The sequence below is a fragment of the Sulfuriferula multivorans genome (assembly GCF_003851125.1).
GTDB classification, from domain to species: Bacteria; Pseudomonadota; Gammaproteobacteria; order Burkholderiales; family Sulfuriferulaceae; genus Sulfuriferula; species Sulfuriferula multivorans.
Genome location: NZ_BGOW01000045.1, coordinates 1 through 23183, shown reverse-complemented (window position 1 = coordinate 23183; position 23183 = coordinate 1). Strand labels below are relative to the sequence as shown.

General features: G+C 54.6%; 20 protein-coding genes and 1 pseudogene. 12 read left to right on the top strand and 9 right to left on the bottom strand.

Translation table 11 applies throughout. The features are described 5' to 3' along the window. Positions 1-48 precede the first annotated feature (48 nt). Genes EI185_RS16490 through EI185_RS16480 form a run of 3 tightly spaced genes read right to left on the bottom strand, consistent with a single transcriptional unit; the run spans position 49 to position 3798 of the window. The gene (locus tag EI185_RS16490) at positions 49-891 is read right to left on the bottom strand and encodes an HDOD domain-containing protein (RefSeq protein ID WP_124706249.1); all 843 of its coding nucleotides are present in this window, start codon (positions 889-891) and stop codon (positions 49-51) included. Continuing rightward, complete coding sequence (locus tag EI185_RS16485) at positions 884-1207, bottom strand: hypothetical protein (RefSeq protein ID WP_124706248.1); 324 nt, start codon at positions 1205-1207, stop codon at positions 884-886. The genes EI185_RS16490 and EI185_RS16485 overlap by 8 nt, the downstream gene beginning before the upstream one ends. Continuing rightward, positions 1204-3798 carry an EAL domain-containing protein gene (locus tag EI185_RS16480; RefSeq protein ID WP_189836447.1) on the bottom strand — a complete coding sequence of 865 codons (2595 nt, stop codon included), beginning with the start codon at positions 3796-3798 and terminating at the stop codon, positions 1204-1206. The genes EI185_RS16485 and EI185_RS16480 overlap by 4 nt, the downstream gene beginning before the upstream one ends. A 364-nt stretch (positions 3799-4162) precedes the next feature. On the opposite strand from EI185_RS16480, the gene flhB reads away from it, so the two are divergent. From flhB to EI185_RS16440, 8 genes are all read left to right on the top strand, one after another. Further along, positions 4163-5335: a flagellar biosynthesis protein FlhB gene (gene flhB / locus EI185_RS16475; protein WP_124706246.1), complete on the top strand. Its 1173-nt coding sequence runs from the start codon at positions 4163-4165 to the stop codon at positions 5333-5335. After that, complete coding sequence (gene flhA, locus EI185_RS16470) at positions 5332-7413, top strand: flagellar biosynthesis protein FlhA (protein ID WP_124706245.1); 2082 nt, start codon at positions 5332-5334, stop codon at positions 7411-7413. The genes flhB and flhA overlap by 4 nt, the downstream gene beginning before the upstream one ends. After that, a complete protein-coding gene (gene flhF, locus EI185_RS16465) occupies positions 7410-8684 on the top strand; it encodes a flagellar biosynthesis GTPase FlhF (RefSeq protein ID WP_124706244.1) in 1275 nt (424 codons plus the stop codon). Before flhA ends, flhF begins: the two co-directional genes overlap by 4 nt. Beyond that, on the top strand, positions 8677-9468 hold the full coding sequence (locus tag EI185_RS16460) for a MinD/ParA family ATP-binding protein (RefSeq protein WP_124706243.1): 792 nt from the start codon (positions 8677-8679) through the stop codon (positions 9466-9468). Before flhF ends, EI185_RS16460 begins: the two co-directional genes overlap by 8 nt. 2 nt (positions 9469-9470) lie before the next feature. Further along, positions 9471-10202: an RNA polymerase sigma factor FliA gene (locus EI185_RS16455; RefSeq protein ID WP_124706242.1), complete on the top strand. Its 732-nt coding sequence runs from the start codon at positions 9471-9473 to the stop codon at positions 10200-10202. Next, positions 10184-10924: a flagellar motor protein gene (locus EI185_RS16450; RefSeq protein ID WP_124706241.1), complete on the top strand. Its 741-nt coding sequence runs from the start codon at positions 10184-10186 to the stop codon at positions 10922-10924. Before EI185_RS16455 ends, EI185_RS16450 begins: the two co-directional genes overlap by 19 nt. Positions 10925-11060: 136 nt before the next feature. After that, on the top strand, positions 11061-11837 hold the full coding sequence (gene motD / locus EI185_RS16445) for a flagellar motor protein MotD (protein ID WP_124706240.1): 777 nt from the start codon (positions 11061-11063) through the stop codon (positions 11835-11837). Between the two features lie 165 nt (positions 11838-12002). Continuing rightward, positions 12003-12470 (top strand): DsrE family protein, encoded by a 468-nt coding sequence (locus EI185_RS16440; protein WP_124706239.1) that lies wholly within the window; start codon positions 12003-12005, stop codon positions 12468-12470. A 135-nt stretch (positions 12471-12605) separates the two neighbouring features. On the opposite strand, the gene EI185_RS16435 is transcribed toward EI185_RS16440, so the two are convergent. The 4 genes from EI185_RS16435 to EI185_RS16420 all read right to left on the bottom strand — a co-directional run bounded on the left by EI185_RS16435 (position 12606) and on the right by EI185_RS16420 (position 18489). Beyond that, entirely contained in the window at positions 12606-14888 is a 2283-nt protein-coding gene (locus EI185_RS16435) for a putative bifunctional diguanylate cyclase/phosphodiesterase (RefSeq protein WP_124706238.1), read from the bottom strand. A 204-nt stretch (positions 14889-15092) separates the two neighbouring features. Further along, entirely contained in the window at positions 15093-15374 is a 282-nt protein-coding gene (locus tag EI185_RS16430) for a hypothetical protein (protein WP_124706237.1), read from the bottom strand. Positions 15375-15579: 205 nt separating this feature from the next. Further along, positions 15580-16248 carry a spondin domain-containing protein gene (locus EI185_RS16425; RefSeq protein WP_124706236.1) on the bottom strand — a complete coding sequence of 223 codons (669 nt, stop codon included), beginning with the start codon at positions 16246-16248 and terminating at the stop codon, positions 15580-15582. Between the two features lie 291 nt (positions 16249-16539). Continuing rightward, positions 16540-18489: an AsmA family protein gene (locus EI185_RS16420; protein ID WP_124706235.1), complete on the bottom strand. Its 1950-nt coding sequence runs from the start codon at positions 18487-18489 to the stop codon at positions 16540-16542. Positions 18490-18699: 210 nt separating this feature from the next. Between EI185_RS16420 and EI185_RS16415 the strand changes: the two genes are divergently transcribed. Then, positions 18700-19494: a ZIP family metal transporter gene (locus EI185_RS16415; RefSeq protein ID WP_124706234.1), complete on the top strand. Its 795-nt coding sequence runs from the start codon at positions 18700-18702 to the stop codon at positions 19492-19494. Here EI185_RS16415 and EI185_RS18080 read toward each other — a convergent pair. Further along, the gene (locus tag EI185_RS18080) at positions 19491-19664 is read right to left on the bottom strand and encodes a hypothetical protein (protein WP_189836446.1); all 174 of its coding nucleotides are present in this window, start codon (positions 19662-19664) and stop codon (positions 19491-19493) included. The two genes, EI185_RS16415 and EI185_RS18080, sit on opposite strands and share 4 nt — an antisense overlap. Positions 19665-19701: 37 nt before the next feature. On the opposite strand from EI185_RS18080, the gene rimO reads away from it, so the two are divergent. Both rimO and sbcB read left to right on the top strand, forming a co-directional pair. Next, positions 19702-21015, top strand: a complete 1314-nt coding sequence (gene rimO / locus EI185_RS16410; RefSeq protein ID WP_124706233.1) for a 30S ribosomal protein S12 methylthiotransferase RimO — start codon at positions 19702-19704, stop codon at positions 21013-21015. A gap of 4 nt (positions 21016-21019) precedes the next feature. After that, positions 21020-22447, top strand: a complete 1428-nt coding sequence (gene sbcB / locus EI185_RS16405; RefSeq protein WP_124706232.1) for an exodeoxyribonuclease I — start codon at positions 21020-21022, stop codon at positions 22445-22447. A gap of 150 nt (positions 22448-22597) precedes the next feature. Here the strand turns inward: sbcB and EI185_RS16400 are convergent, their stop codons facing one another. Continuing rightward, entirely contained in the window at positions 22598-22912 is a 315-nt protein-coding gene (locus tag EI185_RS16400; RefSeq protein WP_124706231.1) for a hypothetical protein, read from the bottom strand. Between the two features lie 150 nt (positions 22913-23062). On the opposite strand from EI185_RS16400, the pseudogene EI185_RS16395 reads away from it, so the two are divergent. After that, a pseudogene (locus EI185_RS16395) lies at positions 23063-23183 on the top strand (IS5/IS1182 family transposase); the annotation flags it as partial.

Below are 23183 nucleotides of genomic sequence, written 5' to 3'. Positions count from 1 at the left end.
GTTCAATTTTCTTTTGCGATGGGTTCGGTGTTTAGCCGGCTTCCATATCTATACAATCAGGATTTGGCACATTTCTTCAAACTGCTGTTCAGTCTCTTCAAACACCAGCAAGACCGTTTCCTGACCAATGCCCAGCTTGTTCCAGGCCGCTGTGGAAATCAATGGAACAAGTTCTTCCTCATCCAGAGCCAGGTCGAGAGCGTGCACGATGGCATCGGCGACATGCACGAACGATACCAGAGCGTTTTGTTTAGACTGATCCGGCGTATGGTGGCTGCCTATGGCCAATTGTATTTCCGGCGGCAGTTTCCAGTATTCGACAAGTGCTTGGCCCACCATGGCGTGATCAATACCCAGTACCGCCTGTTCAGCCTGGAATGCGGTGCAATCGTGCGTCGTGCGATGAGTAAGCACCGCCTGATGCTGTTCAGGAAAATATATCGCCAGAACCAGCCTGCCAATATCGTGCAACAGCCCCACTGTAAACGCGAGTTCCTGATCCTGATTAAGTTGACGCGCCAGTGTTTTGGCGCAAACAGCCACGGCAATCGAGTGCCGCCAGTTTTTCTCGATTTCGCCAGCCAGGTTCTGGCCGCCGATAAAGCCGTTAGTCACCGAAGCAGCGGTAATCAGGGTACGCATACTCTTCAGGCCCAGAATCGCAAAAGCCTCTCGAATGCCGGTGACTCGATGAGACATTCCATAAAACGAGGAATTGGCCAGGCGCAAAGTTGTAGCGACCAATGCCTGGTCGCGGGTCAGCTTTTCGGCCAGCGTGTCGATATCGATATTTTCCTTCCCCATGCTGCTCAGCAAATCAGTCACGATTTCAGGAAGAGGTGGCAGGCTCCGGATCGTTTTGACGGTCTCGTCCATGGACAGCTTATTCATGGTTTTCGCCCAAACGATATTGCAAGAGGTGGCGCAGTAACAGGTCATTCGCCTCTGTATTTCCATCCGCCCTGAATAGTTTGGTCAGGCGTTGGTGCTGCAGTGCATGCGCAGTTTTCATATCGGCTGGAGCATATGCTGTAGTGAGCACATGCAAATATTTTATTCTGCGCCGTCGCAGGATAATCAGGGCCGATTCAGTCAGCGCCGCTCCGCGTGGCAGCAACATGTTTCCTTCGGCATCGCTTAGATTTTCCACCAGGATCATGCCTGCAACGGCCTTGTCCAGGCTGACTTGTTCATGCACGGGTTTCATACGATGATCTCTTGTTTTACCAGGGTCAGCAGGCTGCCGCTGGAGAGCGAGTGCATGCCCATACGCTGGTAAATGATACGGTACGGCCGATTTTGTATGCAGACAGAAAGTGCGTCGCCGGCGTCATGAGCATTTGTCGCGTCGCGAAGCGCGGGTAGCAACTCATGCGCATCGCTACCAAGAAGCGGCCCATGAAAAGCAAACAGGACCTCGGCTGCGGAGTTGATAAAAACGATGACACCATCGTCGTCCAAACCTATCATGGGTAGCGGTATGTGTTCGAGCATTTCGCTGAGAATGTCGTGTTGAACCTTATCGCGCAAGTTCTGCTGTTCCTGCTGTGAAATTATTTTCTCCAGCTTCAGGTGGGCGCTGGACAGTGCCTGGCTCAATGCTTTTGTCTTGATATTCAGGCGGCGGTTTTCCTCCTTGAATTCTTTATTGAATTCCAGATTATGGCGCCGATGTTCCTCTGCCATTTCCTTAAGTCGAAAAGCGTCGTCAAGGTGTTGACGCAGTAGCTGATCATCCCATGGTTTAACGATAATTTTATGGACCAGATCATTGTGGTCGTTATCGATAACGCTTTGTCTTTCATTGTGAGCAGACAAAACCATCCGTATCACGCCGGGGTGCATTTTCATGGTACGGCTGAGTAGCTCAATGCAGCTCATGTCGGGTATTGCCAGGCCGGATACCAGAACGTCGACGTCGTGCTGGGCGAGCAGCGCCAGCGCTTCCTCTGCGCTGCAAGCGGTCATGATCAGATACTTGTCCTGATGCAGCAATTGTTGCAGTGCTGCCAGAATATCAGGATCAGCGTCCACCAGAAGCAGGATACGCGTTGATTTCCTGTGGATTAAAATATTTTCCGGAAGATGTCTTTTTTCTAACAGCAGCGCGGTTATTTCTACCGGTGGAAGCGGCCGGCTGAAGTAGTATCCCTGCATTTCGTCACATCGATGGCGGCGCAGAAATTGACACTGGGCAGCTGTCTCGACCCCTTCGGCGACGACCCGGATGCCGAGGCTGTGGGCCATGGAAATAATCGCCTTCGATATCGCTGCATCATCAGCATCGGTAGTGATGTCCCTGACAAAGGAGCGATCAATTTTGACGCGGTCAAACGGGAAACGCTTCAAATAGCTTAATGAGGAATAACCCGTACCAAAGTCATCCAGAGCCAGGTCTACTCCGAGCGCCTTGAGTTGACGAAGGGTGGCTTCGCTCGATGCTGTGTCTTGCATCAATACCGTTTCAGTGATCTCCAGAGATAACATGCCCGGATTGATGTGGTACTCGGCGAGCACCAATTCAATCCGATCCGCCAGCCTGGGGTCACGGAACTGTCGGGGCGAGACGTTCACGGCAACCTGGAATCCTGTCAGACCCTGGTCAATCCAGGTACGTATATCCTGGCAGGCTTTGCGTAATACCCATTCGCTAATGCTGGCGATCAGGGCAGATTCTTCGGCAATGGGTATGAACCGCACTGGCGAAACCATGCCGAATACGGGATGCTGCCATCGTACCAGTGTCTCCAGTCCGACCAGCTGGCCCGTACTCAGGCTAACCAGCGGCTGGTAGTGCAGGAGCAATTCATCATTGGCAATGGCAGAACGCAGGGCTTCGTCCAGCATGACGCGCTCCTGCATGCGCTCATTCATTTCGCTGGAAAAGAACTGGAAGTGGTTGCGCCCATGGTCTTTCGCCTGGTACAGGGCCATGTCGGCGTATTTGAATAACGTTGCAGTATCCGGACCATCTTGCGGATAAAGCGCTATGCCGATACTGCAGGTGACGTGGAAGCTATGGCCTTGTATGAAAAATGGATCAGCAATGGTCTGGAATATTTTTTCACAAATTGTTGCTACATGATGCGACTGATTGATTTCCCGCAGCACCAGCACGAATTCATCGCCGCCATGCCGGGATACCGTATCACCTTCTCTGACGCAGGCACGCAGCCGTTCGGCTACATCGAGCAACATCCGGTCACCCGCAGCATGTCCAAGACTGTCGTTAATCAACTTGAAGTGATCCAGGTCGAGGAATAGCAGCGCCACGCTATCTTCGCTGCGGTCGGTTTGGGCTATCGCCTGTTCCAGGCGGTCTTTGAGCAGATTGCGGTTGGGCAGTCCGGTCAGCGCGTCGTGGGTAGACTGATGCGCAAGTCGCTCCTCATCACGTTTATGCTCGGAAATGTCGGTCTGCACACCAATGAAATACGTAATCTGGTCAGTTTCATCGGGTACCGGGGAAATGAGCAGTTTGCACCAGATTTCCGCGCCGTCCTGATGATACTTGCGCAATACCAGATTGGCTTCGCTCTTGTTGGCAAGCGCGCTGTAGACTGCGGCCATCTCATCTTCATCGTGATGATTGCGGAGTAAAAAAGAAAAATCGCGTCCGACGACTTCTTCGATTGCATGACCGGTCATGCGGCAAAAGGCATCGTTGGCAAAAATAATCGGATTGGATGCGTTCGTTGCATCCAGGATGACAATGCCGTTTCCTGAAAACGCAAGTGCGCGGCTACCTATCCGCAGCAGGGGGTCGAACTGTCGGTGCCGATCGGGATGGAGCGTCATTGGCCCATGCCCGGATGGCCGGGTAGTGCACATTTGGCATTGAAGCCCGGCATGTCTTCAAATCTGTTGCGCATATACGGCCTTTGGTCATAGAGTCAGCAAGGCTTGTTAAGCCAATTCATTCATACAGAATCAAACCCCTTTAGCCTGATTCAGGCTGACATTGTTACATCGGCAAATATTTTGGAAGTCTTTAGCCATATTTCGTCGTTGATCGCATCAATTTCGGGTCTTCGATGAAATACGGGGGGATTTATGTACTTATTCCCCCGATGGCCTGAACGGCTTATCGCCAATAATCGTAGCTGTGTGATCCGGCTTTGCGTCATATTGAAGGCAAGGCGGTCCCGCTATAGGAACAGCGATGTCTGAAGACAGCGATCTCGAAAAAACCGAATCAGCCACCCCGCAGCGACTTGAAAAGGCGCGTGAGGACGGCAATGTCCCGCGTTCGCGCGAGCTGGCCACTTTCACCATACTGATCGCTGCGGGAAGCGGTATCTGGTTTTCGGGAGACAAGCTGATTCGTCAACTGGAAAGCACGCTTGTTTCCGGCCTCAGCTTTGAGCGTAGCCAGGCATTTGATATGTCTGCACTTTTTGCGCACCTTGGTGCGAGCCTGGGCGATCTGTTGTTGGTGTTCGCGCCGATAGCACTGCTATTGATTATTGTGGCTCTGCTTACTCCCGCCATCATTGGTGGCTGGTTGTTCAGCACCAAGTCTCTGCAACCGAATTTTGGACGCATGAACCCGATCAAAGGGCTGGGTAATCTGGTCTCTTCCAATGCGGCGGTGGAATTCGGCAAGGCGATAGCCAAAACCATTCTGGTGGGCGTGGTTGCCAGTCTGGTGATCTGGCAGCAAAAAGACGCGGTTCTGGCCCTGAGTGTCGAGTCCCTGCATGAAGGCAGCGCCCATCTTGGCAGCCTGCTGTGGATCAGTTTTATCACGATTACCGGTGCCTTGGGTGTGATCGTCCTGATTGATGCGCCTTATCAAGTGTTGCATCACGCCAACAAACTGAAAATGACGCGCCAGGAAGTTCGCCAGGAAGCCAAGGAATCGGACGGAGATCCGCAAATCAAGGCAAAAATCCGCGCGCAGCAGCGTGAAATGGCACGGCGCCGCATGATGTCCGAAGTGCCCACGGCGGACGTGGTGGTGACCAATCCGACCCACTACGCAGTGGCACTCAAATATTCAGACGGTGCGATGCGTGCACCCAAAGTAGTTGCCAAAGGCGCCGATGAGGTGGCTGCGAAGATTCGCGAACTGGCCGGTGCGAATAATGTGCCGCTGCTGGAAGCTGCGCCGCTGGCACGGGCGCTATACCGGCATGCGGAACTGGGTGATGAAATTCCGGAAGCGCTGTATACCGCTGTGGCGGAAGTCCTGGCTTATGTATTCCAGTTGCGCGCCTATCGGGAGCATGGCGGTGTGCGTCCGGATATCCCCGGCGAACTCGACGTGCCGCCGCAGCTTGATCCGCTCAACGCAGCGGCCCAGGCCACGAATAATACAGGAGCCATGCAATGAACGGCCTGAAACTGCCTGCCTGGTTGACAGCGCCTGGCGGGGCTTCGCTGGTTGCACCGATGATCATTATCATCATGCTGGCAATGATGATGTTGCCGCTGCCGGCTTTTGTGCTCGACATCTTTTTCAGTTTCAATATTGCCCTTGCCATTATCGTATTGCTCACCAGTCTGTATACGGTAAAGCCGCTGGATTTCATGGTTTTCCCTACGGTTCTGCTGGTCAGCACCATGCTTCGGCTCTCCCTCAACGTCGCGTCTACCCGGGTAGTGCTCACCGAAGGGCATACCGGCCCGGACGCTGCGGGTAAAGTAATCGAGGCTTTCGGACACTTCCTGATCGGCGGTAATTACACCGTCGGTATCGTGGTATTCATCATCCTGACCATCATCAACTTCATGGTCGTCACCAAGGGTGCCGGACGTATCGCAGAAGTCGGCGCGCGTTTTACCCTGGATGCCATGCCCGGCAAACAGATGGCGATCGACGCCGACCTGAATGCGGGTTTGATCGGCGAGCAGGAAGCACGCCACCGCCGTACCGAAGTCGCACAGGAAGCCGAGTTCTACGGTGCAATGGACGGTGCCAGCAAGTACGTACGAGGCGATGCGGTGGCTGGCATCATGGTGACGGTGATTAATATCATCGGTGGCCTCATCGTGGGCATGGTGCAGCATGATCTGACTTTTGCAGTCGCCATCAAGAATTACACCTTGCTGGCCATTGGCGATGGTCTGGTCGCACAGATTCCCTCGCTGCTGATTTCGACTGCGGCAGGTATTGTGGTTTCCCGCGTTGCCAGCGATCAGGATATTGGGGGGCAATTACTTAGCCAACTTTTTGCCAAGCCGCAGGTACTCTATATTGCCGCTGCAATCATCGGCGGAATGGGGCTTATTCCCGGCATGCCGCACTTTGCTTTTCTTCTGCTGGGCGCGGTGCTGGGCGGTGGCGGTTATATCCTTACGCAACGCGCACTCAAGACAGACATTGAACCGCCACCCGCTGTGGTGGCCGCTCCCAACGAGATGGAAGAAGCGACCTGGCAGGATATTGTGCCGGTAGACACGCTGAGTCTGGAAGTGGGTTATCGCCTCATTCCTCTGGTAGATAAAGATCAGGGCGGTGAACTGCTGCGTCGTATCAAGGGTATTCGCAAGAAATTCGCTCAGGAAGTCGGTTTCCTGTCACCGCCGGTGCATATTCGTGACAACCTCGAACTCAGGCCAGCGGAATATCGCATCAGCCTGAAAGGCGTTGAAATCGGGAACGGCGAAGCGCATGCCGGTCAATATCTGGCTATTAATCCTGGCATGGTTACCGGTACGCTGCCCGGCGCATTGTCCAGCGATCCGGCGTTTGGTCTGCCCGCAACATGGGTTGATGCGGGATTGCGCGAACAGGCGCAAACCATGGGCTATACCGTGGTGGACGCCGGCACGGTGGTGGCGACCCATCTCAATCATCTGATCACGCTGCATGCTGCTGAACTGCTGGGGCGTCAGGAGGTGCAGCAACTGCTCGACCATCTGGGTACGGAATCACCCAAGCTGGTAGAAGATCTGGTGCCCAAGCTGGTGACGATTTCCACACTGCAAAAGGTGCTGCAAAACCTGTTGATTGAGGGCGTGCATATCCGCGACATGCGCACCATCATCGAAACCCTGGCTGAGCATGCAACGCGTATTCAGGATCCCAATGAACTTACTGCCCTGGTGCGCATCGCCCTGGGTCGCGCAATTGTCCAGCAGCTGTTCCCGTCGGCGAACGAGCTTTCGGTGATGACTCTGGATAGTCGTCTGGAGCGCCTGCTGATGCAAGCTTTACAGGCGAGCGGACCGGAAGGCGCAGGAATTGAACCCGGTCTTGCCGATATGCTGGCTACTCAGACCGAACTGGCTACCCGACAGCAGGAGCAACTGGGCTTCACCCCGGTACTCCTGGTGCCGGGACCCTTACGTGCACTGCTCGCACGCTTTCTGCGCCGTGCACTCCCGCAACTCAAGGTGTTGTCGCACGCCGAACTTCCCGATTCAAAAACCATTAGGGTTACCAGCCTAGTTGGAGGCCAAGCATGAACGTTAAAAAGTTTTCTGCCAGTAATTCCCGTGACGCCTTGCGCAAGGTTCGCGATGCACTCGGTCCGGATGCGGTGATTCTGTCGAACCGAAGTATCGATGGCGGCGTTGAAATCATGGCGCTTGCAAATGAGGATATCGCTGCGCTGGTGGCGCCGTCCGTGGAGAAGGAAACTGTGCCGCAACCACAGCTCACGCCATTGCCGCCAAAACGTCGTATGGAGAGCAACCAGGCCGCCAGCCTCTCGGGCGCTCTTGAAACCGCGCGCGCAGCATCGACCGCGAAACAGGCCGCCGCCAGCGAGTTCAATGAAGTCATGAGCGAGATCCGTTCGATGCGCGGCATGCTGGAGACGCAACTCGCCGAGTTGTCATGGGGAGCCAGCCAGAGCAGGCAGCCGCATCGCGCCGTCATCATGCGCGAATTGCTGGCGGCAGGATTCAGCGCCAGTCTGGCGCGGCATCTGGCGGAAAATCTGCCGGCCGCAGACACTGCCGAAGAAGGGATGACCTGGGTCAAATCGGTTCTGGTACGCAACCTGCAGGCCATTAACAACGAAAACGAGATTCTGGAAAAAGGCGGGGTGTTTGCCCTGGTCGGACCTACCGGCGTAGGCAAAACCACCACAACCGCCAAGCTGGCCGCGCGTTGTGTGATGCGCCACGGCACCGGCAAGCTGGCATTGATTACTACGGACGGCTATCGTATCGGCGGCCATGAGCAATTGCGCATCTACGGCAAGATTCTGGGCGTGATGGTGCATTCGGTGAAAGATGAAGCCGACCTGCGCATCGCACTGGACGAATTGAAGAACAAGCACACGATCCTGATCGATACGGTGGGCATGAACCAGCGCGACCACATGGTCGCTGAACAGGTTGCCATGCTCTCGGGCGCAAGCACCAAGGTAAAACGCCTGCTGTGTCTCAATGCCACGTCTACCGGGGAGACGCTCAACGAAGTGGTGCGGGCTTATCAAGGCTCGGGGCTGGCGGGTTGCATTATTACCAAGCTCGACGAAGCAGCGACCATAGGCAATGTACTGGACGTGGCCATCCGTCAGAAACTGAGCCTTTACTACACTGCCAACGGCCAGCGCGTGCCGGAAGACCTGCACGTCATCAATCGCGATTATCTGGTTGACCGTGCATTCAAACTGAAGCGCGAATCTTCGCCATTCCAGTATCAGGACGATGAGTTACCACTGGTAATTGCCAATACCGTACGTGCGATGAAAGATAAATCTCTGCGCGAGGTGAATCTTGGCTAATTTCGATTTTGATCAGGCAGAAGGCCTGCGGCGCATGCTTGCCGGCCCTCGTCCCCGCATCCTGACATTTCTGTCGGTGCTGCGCGACGAGGAAAAAAACGCAATGCTGGCCAATCTGGGCGCATCGTTGGTGCAGACGGGAAGCGATGTGCTACTGGTCGACGCGCGTTCCGCATCAAAAGGGATCGCATCGCGGTTTGGCGCGACACGTCGTGCAAGCTTGCTCGATGTAGCGCGGCAGGAAAAGGCGCTGGATGAGGTGGTTCAGCCGGTATCGCAGGGTTTGGGTCTGGTTTCACTGGCGCGTGGACGACAGAGCCTGGTCAGCCGGGACGAGGCCGATGCCCAGCGCCTGGCCAATACCTTTGACTTGCTCGCAAGACAGGCCGGTGTCGTCATGGTGGATGGAGAACTGGACGCGAACGATTCATTTCCGGTTCCGGCCATGGCCGAAGGCCAGATCGTGGTTCAGATGTCTCCCGGTGCAGCGTCGATCAAATCCGCATACAGTCTGATCAAACGCCTTAACGGATGCATGGGCAGGCGCTCGTTCGGCGTGCTGGTGACCGGAGCATCCGAAGAAGAAGCTCACCTGGTTTATGAGAATATGGCGCGAACGGCAAGTCGTTACCTCGCCATTCAACTCAATTCCATGGGTTCTGTGCCGGCTGATGAGCACCTCAACCGCGCGGCGCATCTGGGCCGTTCGGTAATCGATGCATTCCCGCTGGCCGGTGCTTCCGTTGCATTCAGGCGCCTTGCCGGACAACTCAGCCTGTCCTGAATATGTATACCGCTAACGGAAAATCGGACAAGAATTATCTCCTGGCCCAGCATGCACCGCTGGTCAAGCGGCTCGCCTTTCATCTGAAAGCCCGGCTGCCGCCCAGCGTGGAAGTGGACGATCTGGTGCAGGCAGGGATGATCGGTTTGCTTGATGCCATTAATCGGTATGAAGAAACCCACGGTGCACAGTTTGAGACGTATGCCGTGCAACGTATTCGCGGCGCGATGCTGGACGAGCTGCGCAGTACCGACTGGTTGCCGCGCAGTATCCGTCAGAACATGCGCAAGATTGAGGTGGCGATGAACGCCCTTCAGCAACGCCTGGGCCATGAACCCACAGAAACCGAAATCGCCAGGGAACTCAAACTCTCATTGGCCGATTATCAGGAATTGCTGAGCAATGGGGCCGGACACCAGTTGATGTATTACGAAGACTTTCATGATGCGGATGGCAACGACCATTTTCTGGACCAGCATTCCAAGGGCGAATCCGGCGATCCGCTGAAAGACCTGCTCGAAAGCGGTTTCCGCGGAGCAGTTGCAGAAGCGATCGAAGCGTTGCCGGAGCGCGAAAAAATCCTGATGGGTCTTTACTATGAAGAAGAAATGAATCTCAAAGAGATCGGTGCGGTCATGGGGGTTTCGGAATCGCGCGTATGCCAGTTACATAGTCAGGCCATAGCCCGGCTCCGCTCAACACTCAGGGGACAGGCGTGGACTGGGGCAGTTTAGCCGGCGTTGTACTCGCTCTGGCGGGCGTCCTGGTTGCACATTTGCTGGACGGCGGCCATCTCGGTTCGCTGGTGCAACCGGCCGCATTTGTCGTGGTGGTGATTGGAACAATAGGCGCAGTCCTGTTGCAAAATCGGGTACAAGTGTTTGTCCGTGGCGTTTGGATGATACGGCGGGTATTCGTTCCTGCACTGGATAACCGGCATGAGATGGCTGACGAAATCAGGGTCTGGAGCCATACGGCGCGGCGTGAAGGCCTGTTAAGCCTGGAACCCTTCATGCTGGCGACGCAAGATCCATTCACCGCCAAGGGTCTGCGTCTGATCATCGACGGAACCGAGCCCGCCAAACTCAGGGAAATTCTCGATCTCGAGATTAGCGCCTATGAGATGGAGCAACGCCAGGCTGCGAAAATATGGGAGTCTGCGGGCGGTTATTCGCCGACCATCGGAATTCTGGGCGCAGTGCTGGGATTGATTCACGTGATGGAGAATCTCTCCGATCCGACCAAACTCGGTGGAGGAATAGCCGTGGCTTTCGTTGCGACCATTTACGGTGTCGGGCTGGCCAATCTGGTTTTTTTACCCATAGGCAACCGGCTCAAAACAGCAGTCATCCATGAAGTCAGTACGCGTGAAATGCTTGCTGATGCGTTTATCGGAATTGCCACCGGCGATAACCCGCGTGTTATCGATGAACGCGTGGCTGTCTATCTCAGATAGGTTGGGTTTAAATAAAGGCAAAAGGCAAAAGGCAAAAATTAAAAGGCAAAAGTTAAAAACCAGAAGCAAACCCGTGCCTTGCCCGGGTTGATTTGCCTTTAATTTTGGCCTTTTGCCTTATTAACGAGTGAGCGCCATGGCCCGAAAAAAATACGAAGAAGAGCACGACAATCACGAGCGCTGGCTAGTCTCCTATGCGGATTTTATTACGCTCCTGTTCGCATTTTTCGTGGTGATGTATGCAATTTCGTCGGTAAACGAGAGCAAGTATCGCGTGCTTTCCGATTCCCTCGGCAGTGCTTTTGGACAGACGCGAACACCACAGACGAAATCCGGGTCAGAGCAGCCGGTATTGCCGCTGCCCGGAAAACTGCTGGTGCCAAGGCCCCATGTCAGTGAAGCGGTAAGGCGCGAAAGGGAGCAGATGACCGGTATCGCCCGGGACATCCTCAAAGTGCTCGCGCCGCTGGTCAGCGAGGGCAAGGTTCGCGTTACCCAGACGGCACGCGGGGTGAGTGTGGAAATCAATGCCAGCCTGCTGTTTGCACCGGGCGAAGCCACTTTGACCGTGGATTCCAGTCAGGCACTGAAGGCCGTCGCAGCGGTGCTCAAGCACGATCAACATGCAATACGGGTTGAAGGCTATACGGACAATCTGCCGATCAGCAACGCCTTTTTTCCATCCAACTGGGAATTATCCGCGATGCGCGCAAGCAGTGTCGTCAGGCTGTTCGGCGAGAGCGGCATCAGCGAGAATCGCCTGACAGCGGTTGGACACGGATCGAACCAACCCGTCGATTCCAACGCAACGGCTGCAGGCCGCTCACGCAACCGTCGCGTGACGGTAATCATCCAGTCGGCACTCCCTGAAGTTGTTACCGAAGTACCCGTCAAACCATCTTCTCTCAATTAGCCTGGCCCTCATTGCGGGCACGCAGGGAATCGAGACCGGGTTTCCTGACGGGTACTTTCGGACTATTTACAAGATACCGGGAATGATTAAACCTGCATTCACCATGCCCGTAACCGGATGCATGGACGATAATATTTGAAATCCAATTCAAAAGGAGGAGGCATCATGTTGTATAGATTGAAACAATTCATATCCGTGGGAGTTTTGGCAGGTCTGGCCGTGCTGACTGGTTGCGTTTCAGCAGGTGCATCGCCAGGCAAGAGCGCTGGTGCTGGCGGTTTCCCTGAAAATGTGGTTTACCATGTCAACGATAGTTCGATTGCGCGCCTGGCGCTGAACAACGTTAAAAACCATTTGAGTGCCAATCCTCAAGCGCACATTGTGGTTGTTACCCACGGGAAAGGTGTGGATTTTCTGTTAGAAGGCGCCAAGGATCAGCAGGGCAACCCTTTTGATATTACGGCTCAGGAATTGAAAGCCAAAGGAGTGGAATTCGATGTCTGCAACAATACCCTGGTCGGGCGGAAAATTGATCCTAAAACAGTGATCCCCGAAGCCAAAATTGTTCCTTCAGGTGTGGCCGAAATTTCCAAGCTGCAATCCCTGGACCATTATTCGTACGTCAAGCCATGATTGGTTGAGCAACCGCATCACTGAACTATTACTTCGGACGTATTGTATTGCCAAAAATGGGCTCATTTCGAGCCCATTTTATTTTCCGGTATTTTTTGGCTGATCCATCACTGATTCCCGCAACCAGTCGAATTGCTATAGGCCTATCGTTTGTTGCGGATTGCTGGTCAGCAGGCGTTCCAGCTCGTTATGGGGTACGGGTTTGCTGAAAAAATAACCCTGTACTTCATCGCATCCATACTGTTTTAGCAAGGCGAGTTGTTCTGCCGTTTCTACTCCTTCGGCAATGACATTCAGGTTCAGGCTCTGCCCCAGCAAAATGACGGATTTTGTGATGGACGCATCATTGGGGTCGGTAGTCATGTTGCGAACAAAAGACTGGTCCACCTTGAGCTTGTTGATGGGGAAGCGTTTCAAATAGCTGAGTGAAGAATAGCCAGTCCCGAAATCGTCAATGGAAAGCTGGAGATTCAAGGCTCGCAGGCTGTTTAGCGTGGCGATGGTTTTTTCAGCATCGTGCATCGTCACACTTTCGGTAATTTCCAGTTCCAGATAGCGTGGGTCGATCCCGGTTTCCTTGATTACTGCTGCAACGAGTTCGGTAAATTCAGGATGCTGAAACTGGCGTGCAGAGATATTGACGGCCATGACCAGATCACAAAAACCCGCATCGTGCCAAAGCTTAGCCTGTAAACACGCAGTACGTAGCACCCATTCACCTAGCGGGATAATGAGGCCGACTTCTTCAGCAAGCGGGATAAACTCCGCTGGCGAAATGAATGTCTGCCCGTCGCGATGCCATCTGAGCAGCGCTTCAACGCCTAGTATTCGGCTATTTGCGATCGCTACCTGGGGCTGGTAATGCAAAGTCAGTTCGTGTCGTTCCAAAGCATGGCGCAAGCCATTCTCTAAAGACAGCCAGCGTTCCGCCTTCTTGTTCATGTCTTCGGTGTAACTCTGGAAGATATTGCCGCCTAATGTTTTGGCCCGATTGACCGCCGCTTCCGCATTTCTGATCAGGCTTTCGGAATCCTGCCCGTCTGCCGGGAAAACACTTGCTCCAATGCTTAGTGTAAAAAAGAACTCCTGATTATTAACATGCAATGGCTCATGCATGCTTATCAACAATTTTTCTGCAAGCGATTGTAGTTGATGTGTGCTGGTCAATTCCGGAAGCAGTAAACCGAATGTCGCACCTTCAAAGCGGAACAATACCGCACCCCGAATCAAGTCACGGTTCTCGTGTAGCAAGGTGTTTAATCGCGCCGCTATGCTATGCATGAGGTTGTCACTGGCCTCATAGCCTTGGCTTTCCAGTATTCGCTTGATGCGATCGAGCCGCAATAGAGCGACCGCCAGCATGCTATTTCCATTTCCCTCTGCCTGTCTGATTGCTTCTTGCAACCGTTCACCCAGCATGCGGCGATTCGGCAGACCAGTCAGCTCGTCGTGATAAGCCTGGTATACGAGTTCTTCTTCGGCCCGCTTGCGGTCGGTAATGTCAGAAATATAAATGTGAAAAATATGCAAATCTGCCAAGGCATGAACAAAACAGTCGAGTACATGGTTATGTTTGGTGTATTCCAGCGACAAGTTTTCACGTCCGGTGGTTTTGAGTTCGGCAAGTCGCGTTTTAAAATCATCAGGCAAAAGTTGATTCGTGTTGGCCAGGCCGAGCCGTGCGAGCAATTCCGTCGTGGCAGGATTGGCATAGGCAACCGTGCCATCCCAGGCCATACGCAAGACAGGGCTCGGGTTGCGTTCCGGAAACGTGGCAAGACGTCTTCTCTCCGCATTCTCCGCGATATATGCATTGACGTAATAGCCGATGAGAATGGCAATTAGGAAAATCACAATGCTGAATCCGATGACCATCTGTATCATCAGTCGGGTGCTGGATTGAGCCAGATTGCCATTGTCGAAGACACTTTTCTGGTTCAACTCGACCAATGCATCGATCGCCGGAGTGATTTTGTTCTCTGTTTTACTAACTTTAATCAATATTTCTCGCGCGTGATCCCAATCAATTTGTGGAGTATTGAGGGTTTGGTCAAGTTCCACGGCATACCGTGATATTTCCTCGGCCAGCGATTCGACCTGTAAAAGCTGTTTATTGCCTTCCTGATTCGTATGAATGGTGTGTAACCCTGCATCAACCTCGCGCTGCCTGGCTTCATAGTTTTCCAGGAAAACGGCACGGTCAGTGGTGGCGTAGTATTCGTACAGGACGGGTTTCTGCGCAAAAATAGCCACGCGCAGTTTTGAAATGGCGTTGAGCCGGGGTAAATTATCAACAACCAGTGAATTGGTAACAGCGGATACGGAGTGCCCATTGATATAGATCAGTGTGGACAGTGTGAGGCCCAGCGTGAGAACAAGAAGATAAACCGCGAGAATTTTTTTGGAGATGGATGACATCGCGTACCGGCTCGGGCGTTGTATTTGAGATTATCGATTCGTGATACGGGAGGTACTGTGAAGAGGCGAATTGTTTTTATGTGCCCGGACTAATTCGAGCTTAGTGTAAAGGCTGCGGATTCTCTCGTCCATCAGCCAATCCAACTGAAGGCGCCATTCTTAATGATTCAGCGGAAGAAAGAAGTGGAAAAGGAAGCCAGCAGGTCAGCAGTTAGTTTCGCGCAATGTACACAATGGTAAGCGCCACTGCCAAAAAAACCCGGGGATCCACACGGTTCGCCAGTTTCGATTTGAAGAAGACAATGCAAGCAGCTGGAAGGCGAGCGAAATAAGAGCAGCCGGATAGGCTGCAACGACCATCACTTTCACAAATGTACTGGTGTTCGCCACGGCATCCAGCGAGTACCAGCCAAAACAGCCGATGCCTGGCAAAGCCACAACCAGAATAACGCCGATGAGCAAGCGGGTGAGAGACGATACGCGCATACTGTTCCTAATGCATGAAATGGATTGTCTTACCTTTAACGGCCGCGGAAGGGGCAGAATGAAGTCCGTCGTTTAGTGCAATCGCAGTCAGAGAAAATCAGGCATCGATATTGCAGCCGAATTCTACAGCCCTCTGCAGGCATCCGGATTGACTCCTCCGCCAAACCCTGGAGCGGCTCGGCGGAGAAACACCAGTCATGACGGATTAGTTGATACGTTTAATTTCAATTTGCGCCACTGGGTTACGCCAGTCATGTAGTGCAGGGGTCAAACCGCCCCCACCATGCACGCCTGAATGCACATAGACATATCCTTCCGCCGGAGCGGGGTCGTGCACATGGCTACCGCATGGTGGGCCGGGGATGAAAGCGCAGTTTTCAGTATTGGCTTCACTCCCTGCATCATAGGCATCTGCCTCGGTGGTCAGCCCGCCACGCCTGGGTGCCTGTATCCCACGCGCCGCCATGAAACCGTCGTTGGTGGATACCAGCATTGATGCTATGGAAATTTCAGAGAATTTGCTGGTTGTTTCAATTTCAATAGTCATTGATGCTCCCGGCATGATGCCACCAGTTCCCCGAGCCGTACGATAAACCGAAGGGGTTGAGGCAACCGAATCAAGCAGTGAGGACGGGTTCCCTTCTTCTGCCAGCATGGCCAATTCAGTGCTGGAAGGAGTGCCTAGAGTGAAAAGTTTGTAGTCACCATTGTGCGCAATGACCGCAGGGGGTGCCAGGATTTGTCCGCGTGTGATATTGGTGATGGTGATCGCGTAATGGCGTATTCCTTCGTCATCGGAATGAGCAGCCGGTGCTACCAGAATTGCGCTGGCAGAGAGGGCAGCCGTCAGGACGGATAAGATAGGTTTCTTCATGTTGCCTCCTTGTTTGATGGCGGAAAATTTGTATGGACGAACTCGACAGACACGCCGGGTTGTTTTCGCCCATCGCCAGCATGGAATGCGGAGGTCACAAGGAGATCACGATATGATCACGTTTTTATCACGAAATGTATTTCAGAATTGCGCGATATGCGGCTCGCCAGAGCAAAAATTTACTCAAGAACAAACAAGTCCACTTTTTTGTCATGGCGCGCAGTTGCCACTCGGCGCTATTAATTAAATCTTTCAAGCAGGTGAGTTGGACAATGAATCCTATCGAAAGGCTTAGTGTTTTGCCGCCTGAATCAAACGACCGCATTCGCTGTTTTTCCCAGGGCCGGTATCGACCAGGGGAATAATCGCCAGGAAAGGGTTGATCACGCCCAGGGCAATTGCACCGGCACTACGTAATGCCAGCTTGGTTTTGTCGATCGATACCTCGGGCTTGGCAAATTTACCCCGAATGTAAATCGGGGTGCGCAAGGCCAGCGGGCTGATTACCTTGGTGTGGGGTATTAAATCCAGATTGATGGTTTCTTGTGCCAGATTAATATCGCCGCTACCGGTGATGGTGGTGATCTGGGTATCCAGCAGCATTGTCCTGGTTTGCAACACGCCTTTCCTGACGTCGAAATCAGCGACGGCGCAATTCAATTTGACGACTTTGTCGCCGGTAATTTTTAATTGCAATATTTCCCACAGGTGTAAACCGATGGTTTCCAGCATCAGCTTGCTGATTTCGCCGCCATTTACAAGCAGGACAACTTTTCCGTTGGAACTGGCAAGCATCTGGCTGATAGCGTTGCCTTCTCCGGTGAGATCAAAGTCCCCGTTTACCTGACCGATGCTGGTTTTGCTCAGCTTGAAGGTGGGGAATAATTGATTGAGTAAAACTTTTCGTGCATGAATGTTCAATTTGGCCTGAATCGGGTCGTGTTGACCATTGAGGGTAATGGCACCCGCCAGCGTCCCGCCCGCAACACCAAACTTCAGTGGGTCGAGGGTTAATACAGAATTGTTCATTCGAACACGAGTCTCAAGGTTTTCGATAGGCAACGCGCGTGCGCGCTGGATGCGTTTCGCCTGAATTTTGACATCGGCATCTACACTATTCCAGCGTTCGGTGCGGAAAGGCAGATCAGGCAGCACGTCGCGTTTGTTCTGACTGGCGACAGACTGTGTAGAGGCAGCCTGTTGCACCCGATTGGGTGCTGAAGATTTACCCTTGTTTTGCTTGCTCATGCCTACTGGCGATCCAAGATCCGCCAGATCCAACAACTGAAATGTTAAATCACCCCGCAAAAACGGGCGTTTGCCGCCTCCATCGACTTGCATGTTGCCTATGACGTTGCTATTGCCAATACGCCCGGTGAATTTTTCATAACGCCATTGCCGGGCGTTATGCAGCAGGTGTCCCTTGGTCGAATACGCGGTGGTGCGTGGCAGGGCAATGCCTATCAGCGGATATAACTGATCGAGGCTGAGGCCGCTCAGCGTCATGTTCAAGTCAACAGCGCTAAAGTGGGTCAGGCTGGTCACTGTACCGGCAGCCTGGAGTTGGGTGTGGCCGAGACTGGCCTTGATGTTGATAGGGTAGGGCGTCGTTTCATCGCTCAGCGCAAGGATGGTACCGCCACTGCCACTCGCATTTAATGGCAAGCCTTTGTATTCGCCCTGTGCGCTGAATACGATATCCGCAGTTGCAGCACCCTGCGACAGGGTTTGGCGTGTGGAAAGCGCGGCCTGAATTTGCGTTTTCTGCGCCGGGTCACTGTAGGTGAGATGACCATTATCCAGCACGATGCGATCAATTCTGGCCTGGGCGTTTTCATCTTTCTGATTGCGGTCCAGTAGCCAATTCTTGCGGCCGTCCGGGCTTTGTTCGAGAAAAACCTGCGGCTGAGTGAGCCTCACTGTCGATAGCCAGAATTGACGTTCGAATAATTGGGGCAAGCGGATGCCGCCATCCACGCGTTTGATGCTAAACATCAACGGCTGCTTGGCCCAGGCAGGATTGGCGAAGGTGATATCGGTAACCTGGACATGCGTGACCGGCCAGCCCAGTTTGACATCGAGGTTTCCATTGATCGTCAGAGCGCGTCCGGTTTTTTCGGTGACGGCGCGCTCGATAGGATGACGCAACCAGTTCCAGTCGAAGAACAGGATCAATAGGACGATGATGATGGTTATCGCCGCCAGAAGGTAGCCCAGCCATCTCAGGATGCGGCGCAACATGTTTATTTCCGGCGAATTGTGTTCTGGCAGTTTTGCATTGTGGCCACTCGAAATCCGTACGCTAGCGTACATACGATAGGTTTTTTTATTGTGGTTGCTGACGGTTACGGGCTGTGAGAGAATCACGCCACAACAGTGAAAGCGCCAGGCGCGAACGCGGCGTTAAGGGCTTTCGAGCCACCCCTCTCAGCAACCCATTCTCTTGCCACCATGACCATCCTCACCTGGATTATTGCTGCCAGCTTTCTCGGCGGTGCGCTGAGCGTATTGGCTGCTGCGGTGTTCGCTTATGCGGCCAAACCCAGCTGGGTTGGGATGCTGGTGAGTTATGCGATTGGTGCTTTGCTGGGTGCGGTTTTTCTGGAAATACTGCCGCATGCGTTCGAGGCATCCGGCAACGCACACACCACCGCAGCCACGGTGCTGGCCGGCATCATGGGTTTTTTCGTGCTGGAAAAACTGGTGTTGTGGCGCCACTGCCACCACGAAACCTGTGAGACTCACGGTCTGGAACAGACCCACAGCCATAGCCAAGACGGGCACGATCATGGCCGCAGCGGAATGATGATCCTGGTCGGGGATACCTTCCACAATTTTGTCGATGGTATTCTGATTGCCGCAGCGTTTCTCACGGATGTGCAGCTGGGCATCGTCACTGCGCTGGCGATCATTACGCACGAGATTCCGCAGGAGGTTGGCGATTTTCTGATCCTGCTGCATTCCGGCTACAGCAAGGCGCGCGCGTTGGCGTATAACCTGCTGTCCAGCGCGGCAACGCTGGTGGGTGGTTTGCTGGCGTATTATGCACTGCAATCCATGCAGAACCTGATCCCGGTATTCCTGGGGCTGGCGGCGGCGAGCATGATCTACGTTGCGGTTGCAGACCTCATCCCCGGGCTGCACAAACGGGTTGGACTGATGGCGACCGTGGAGCAAGTGCTGCTGATCGGCGCCGGGATTGCCACCATTGCGGTGACGGAGATGCTGGTGGGCAAATACGCCTAATCTTCTTCAGCCGCTCTGCGGCGTTTGCGCCCCGGCGTGTCGAGGATGTAATAGATCAGAGCGATCAGGCTGCCGCCGATGACGAATACGGCAATCCCTTTGAGCAGGGACGGAGCGGTGGCCACCATCATGATCCAGATATAGGCGCAGGCAAACAAAACAATGTACATGGCGACGCTGGTTTCCAAACACGGATAGATCGAACAGATGACTAAAATTCCAAAAGTTGGTTTCGTTTCTCTGGGCTGCCCCAAGGCGACGTCCGACTCCGAACGTATTCTGACCGAATTGCGCGCCGAAGGGTATATTATTGCGCCGAATTACAGCGACGCCGACCTGGTGGTGGTCAACACCTGCGGCTTTATTGACGCCGCCGTGGAAGAATCGCTGGATGCCATCGGCGAGGCGCTGGCGGAAAACGGCAAAGTCATCGTCACCGGCTGCCTCGGCGCCAAGGGCGATGTGGTGCGCCAGGCGCATCCGCGCGTGCTGGCAGTGACCGGTCCACATGCCACCGAAGCGGTGATGGAAGCCGTCCATGCGCATCTGCCCAAGCCGCATGACCCTTACCTCGATCTGGTTCCCGCGCAAGGCATACGCCTGACGCCCGACCACTTCGCCTACCTGAAGATTTCCGAAGGCTGCAACCACCGCTGCACCTTCTGCATCATTCCTTCCATGCGCGGCGATCTGGTGAGCCGCCCCATCGGCGACGTGATGCAGGAAGCGGAGAATCTGGTCAACGCCGGCGTGAAAGAACTGCTGGTCATTTCCCAGGACACCAGCGCCTACGGCGTGGACGTGAAGTACCGCACCGGATTCTGGAATGGCCGTCCGCTCAGGACACGCATGACCGAACTGGCCGCAGCGTTGTCGCAACTGGGCGTGTGGGTACGCCTGCACTACGTTTATCCCTACCCGCACGTGGATGAAGTCATCCCGATGATGGCGGCGGGCAAAATCCTGCCCTATCTGGATATTCCGTTCCAGCATGCCAGCCCGAAAGTACTCAAGGCCATGAAACGCCCTGCCGCCGCCGAGAATACCCTGGCGCGCATCAAGGCCTGGCGCGAAATCTGTCCTGAACTGGTGATCCGCAGCACCTTCATCGCGGGTTTTCCCGGCGAGACCGAGGCCGATTTCCAGATGTTGCTGGATTTCATTGAAGAGGCTCAGCTTGACCGCGTCGGTTGCTTCACCTATTCGGCGGTGGAAGGCGCAACCGCCAACGCGCTGGCAGACCACGTTCCCGAACAGCTCAAAGAAGAACGTCGCGCGCGCCTGATGGAATTGCAGGCCGACATCAGCGCCGACCGCCTCGCCGCGCGCGTGGGGCAAACCATGACCGTGCTGGTGGATGAAATTACGGAGGAGGGCGCGGTGGCTCGTTCTTACGCCGATGCGCCGGAGATCGACGGCGTGGTGGTCATCGAAAATCCGGCTGGCTTGGTGCCGGGCGAGTTTGCCAAAGTACGCATCACCGACAGCGGCGAGCACGACCTCTGGGGCGAGGTGGTTTGAGCGCATGCACACCTTTCTCTGGCACGACTATGAAACTTTCGGCATCGACCCGCGCAGCGATCGCCCGGCCCAGTTCGCCGCCATCCGTACCGATGCGGAATTAAACGAAATCGGCGCGGCGCTGATGTCCTACTGCCAGCCCGCGCCGGATTACCTGCCCGATCCGCAATCCTGCCTGATTACCGGCATCACGCCGCAGTTGTGCCTGGAACGCGGCCTGCCCGAATACCGGTTCGCCAGCGAGATCGAGCAGGCATTCAGCCAGCCCGGCACCATCGGCGTGGGTTACAACACCATCCGTTTCGACGACGAATTCACGCGTTTTTTGCTGTGGCGCAATCTGTCCGACCCCTACGCGCGCGAGTGGCAAAACAACTGCGGGCGCTGGGACTTGCTCGACGTGGTGCGCACCACCTACGCCTTGCGTCCGGAAGGCATCGTCTGGCCGACCAAAGAGGATGGCCGCCCGAGTTTCAAGCTCGAACACCTCAGTGCCGCCAATGGCCTTGCCCACGCTGCCGCGCACGATGCGCTGTCCGACGTGCGTGCCACCATCGCACTGGCGCAGCTGATCCGACGGCGCCAGCCACGCCTGTTTGATTTTTGCTTCACCCTGCACAAAAAAGACGCGGTGGCCGAACAGATCAGCCTGCATGCGCCGCGCCCGTTCCTGCATGTGTCGGGCATGGTGCCGACCGAGCGCGGCTGCCTGATGCTGGCGTGGCCGCTGGCGCTGCATCCCACTAACAAAAACGAAGTCATCGTCTGGGATCTGGCGTTCGATCCCGCCGAACTGTTCGAGCTCGACGCCGCCAGCATCCGTACCCGCCTATTCACGGCAGCTGCTGCCTTGCCGGAAGGCGTGAGTCGGTTGCCGATCAAGACCATCCATCTCAACAAATCGCCCGTCGTCATCAACAATCTCAACACGCTGACGCCTGCGATGGCCGAGCGCTGGGGCATGGATATCGCTGCTGGCCTGCAGTACGCCAGCCGCTTTGCCAATGCGCCGGATATGCTGGCCATCTGGCGCGACGTATTCCAGCGTCCGGCAGCAGGCGCCGTGGATGTGGACGCGGACTTGTACGGAGGCTTCGTCGGCAACAACGACCGCCGCGTGCTGAACCGGCTGCGGAGTCTGCCGCCCGAACAACTGGCGCAAGCCCACCCCAGCTTCGACGACCCGCGTCTGGAAGAACTGCTGTTCCGCTACCGCGCCCGTAATTTCCCGGCTACGCTAAGCGAGGGCGAAGCGCAGCGCTGGCACGAGCATCGCGCCGCGCGCCTGTTTGAAGGCGCAAGCGGCGCACGCACGCTGGAGAAATTATTCAACGAAATTGATACGCTGGCTGAAACCGCGGACGAGCGCGGCGAAGAAATTCTGGCAGCGCTGTATGACTACGCAGAAGCGATCGCGCCGGAAACTGCCTGATAGATATCGCTAACAATCCAAGACTCGTTGCGATTTGCGTTGGTCAACGCCTCCCCTTACATATCGTACATAAGCCGCGCGCTAAAATATCTCGCGCACCTTGTCTTACTGGCGCCAAATTACCCTGGAACAGGGTGTATCCGAATGAAATCAGTGTTGCGGCGGCGATGCGCTGGCCGTTCGAGCTACTGGGATTGTCTTCGGGCAGAGAAAGTCATAAGTACTCTTCTTCTTGCTAAATACACGCGCTGCAAGCTGCCAGATTTCCTTGTGGTCGGCTGGGTGAGCAGAGCGCCAACGCTCACGATCCCGCCGAATCGTTGCCAAATCACTCTCGATATTTGATGGCGTTATCTGCACCCCAAAATCATCGGGCACACTGCCTGTATTCTGGCTAAGTGCCCGATCCAGGACAAGCTGGCCGACGGCAGGTTTATAGTGAGAAGAATCGAAATAGTGGCTCATAGGCTCATGGCTCCCGCAGGCGGGAACCGTTTGCGTGGTGACGCTGTTGTAGCCGCTAAAATCCCACAGAGGGAAAGGAGGGCGACCACTAGACAGTGTCGTCACGTGATATGTTAAAATAGTTTTTTACATAAACTGCGGTGGACGCGAATGGCTGATGCCTATCAACGACATGATATCTCCGATGCGGCGTGGGCGCTACTTGAGCCGCGATTGCCGGGGCGTAAAGGCGTGTGGGGCGGCATCGCACACGACAACCGACGATTTATCA

Bases quoted from the DNA above. Each gene is read 5' to 3' on its own strand.
- EI185_RS16440 (WP_124706239.1), top strand. From the start codon at position 12,003: ATGTTGTATAGATTGAAACAATTCATATCCGTGGGAGTTTTGGCAGGT.
- flhB (WP_124706246.1), top strand. From the start codon at position 4,163: ATGTCTGAAGACAGCGATCTCGAAAAAACCGAATCAGCCACCCCGCAG.
- EI185_RS16455 (WP_124706242.1), top strand. From the start codon at position 9,471: ATGTATACCGCTAACGGAAAATCGGACAAGAATTATCTCCTGGCCCAG.
- flhF (WP_124706244.1), top strand. From the start codon at position 7,410: ATGAACGTTAAAAAGTTTTCTGCCAGTAATTCCCGTGACGCCTTGCGC.
- sbcB (WP_124706232.1), top strand. From the start codon at position 21,020: ATGCACACCTTTCTCTGGCACGACTATGAAACTTTCGGCATCGACCCG.
- EI185_RS16415 (WP_124706234.1), top strand. From the start codon at position 18,700: ATGACCATCCTCACCTGGATTATTGCTGCCAGCTTTCTCGGCGGTGCG.
- EI185_RS16485 (WP_124706248.1), bottom strand. From the start codon at position 1,207: ATGAAACCCGTGCATGAACAAGTCAGCCTGGACAAGGCCGTTGCAGGC.
- flhA (WP_124706245.1), top strand. From the start codon at position 5,332: ATGAACGGCCTGAAACTGCCTGCCTGGTTGACAGCGCCTGGCGGGGCT.
- EI185_RS16420 (WP_124706235.1), bottom strand. From the start codon at position 18,489: ATGTTGCGCCGCATCCTGAGATGGCTGGGCTACCTTCTGGCGGCGATA.
- motD (WP_124706240.1), top strand. From the start codon at position 11,061: ATGGCCCGAAAAAAATACGAAGAAGAGCACGACAATCACGAGCGCTGG.
- EI185_RS16400 (WP_124706231.1), bottom strand. From the start codon at position 22,912: ATGAGCCACTATTTCGATTCTTCTCACTATAAACCTGCCGTCGGCCAG.
- EI185_RS18080 (WP_189836446.1), bottom strand. From the start codon at position 19,664: ATGTACATTGTTTTGTTTGCCTGCGCCTATATCTGGATCATGATGGTG.
- rimO (WP_124706233.1), top strand. From the start codon at position 19,702: ATGACTAAAATTCCAAAAGTTGGTTTCGTTTCTCTGGGCTGCCCCAAG.
- EI185_RS16425 (WP_124706236.1), bottom strand. From the start codon at position 16,248: ATGAAGAAACCTATCTTATCCGTCCTGACGGCTGCCCTCTCTGCCAGC.
- EI185_RS16480 (WP_189836447.1), bottom strand. From the start codon at position 3,798: ATGACGCTCCATCCCGATCGGCACCGACAGTTCGACCCCCTGCTGCGG.
- EI185_RS16490 (WP_124706249.1), bottom strand. From the start codon at position 891: ATGAATAAGCTGTCCATGGACGAGACCGTCAAAACGATCCGGAGCCTG.
- EI185_RS16430 (WP_124706237.1), bottom strand. From the start codon at position 15,374: ATGCGCGTATCGTCTCTCACCCGCTTGCTCATCGGCGTTATTCTGGTT.
- EI185_RS16435 (WP_124706238.1), bottom strand. From the start codon at position 14,888: ATGTCATCCATCTCCAAAAAAATTCTCGCGGTTTATCTTCTTGTTCTC.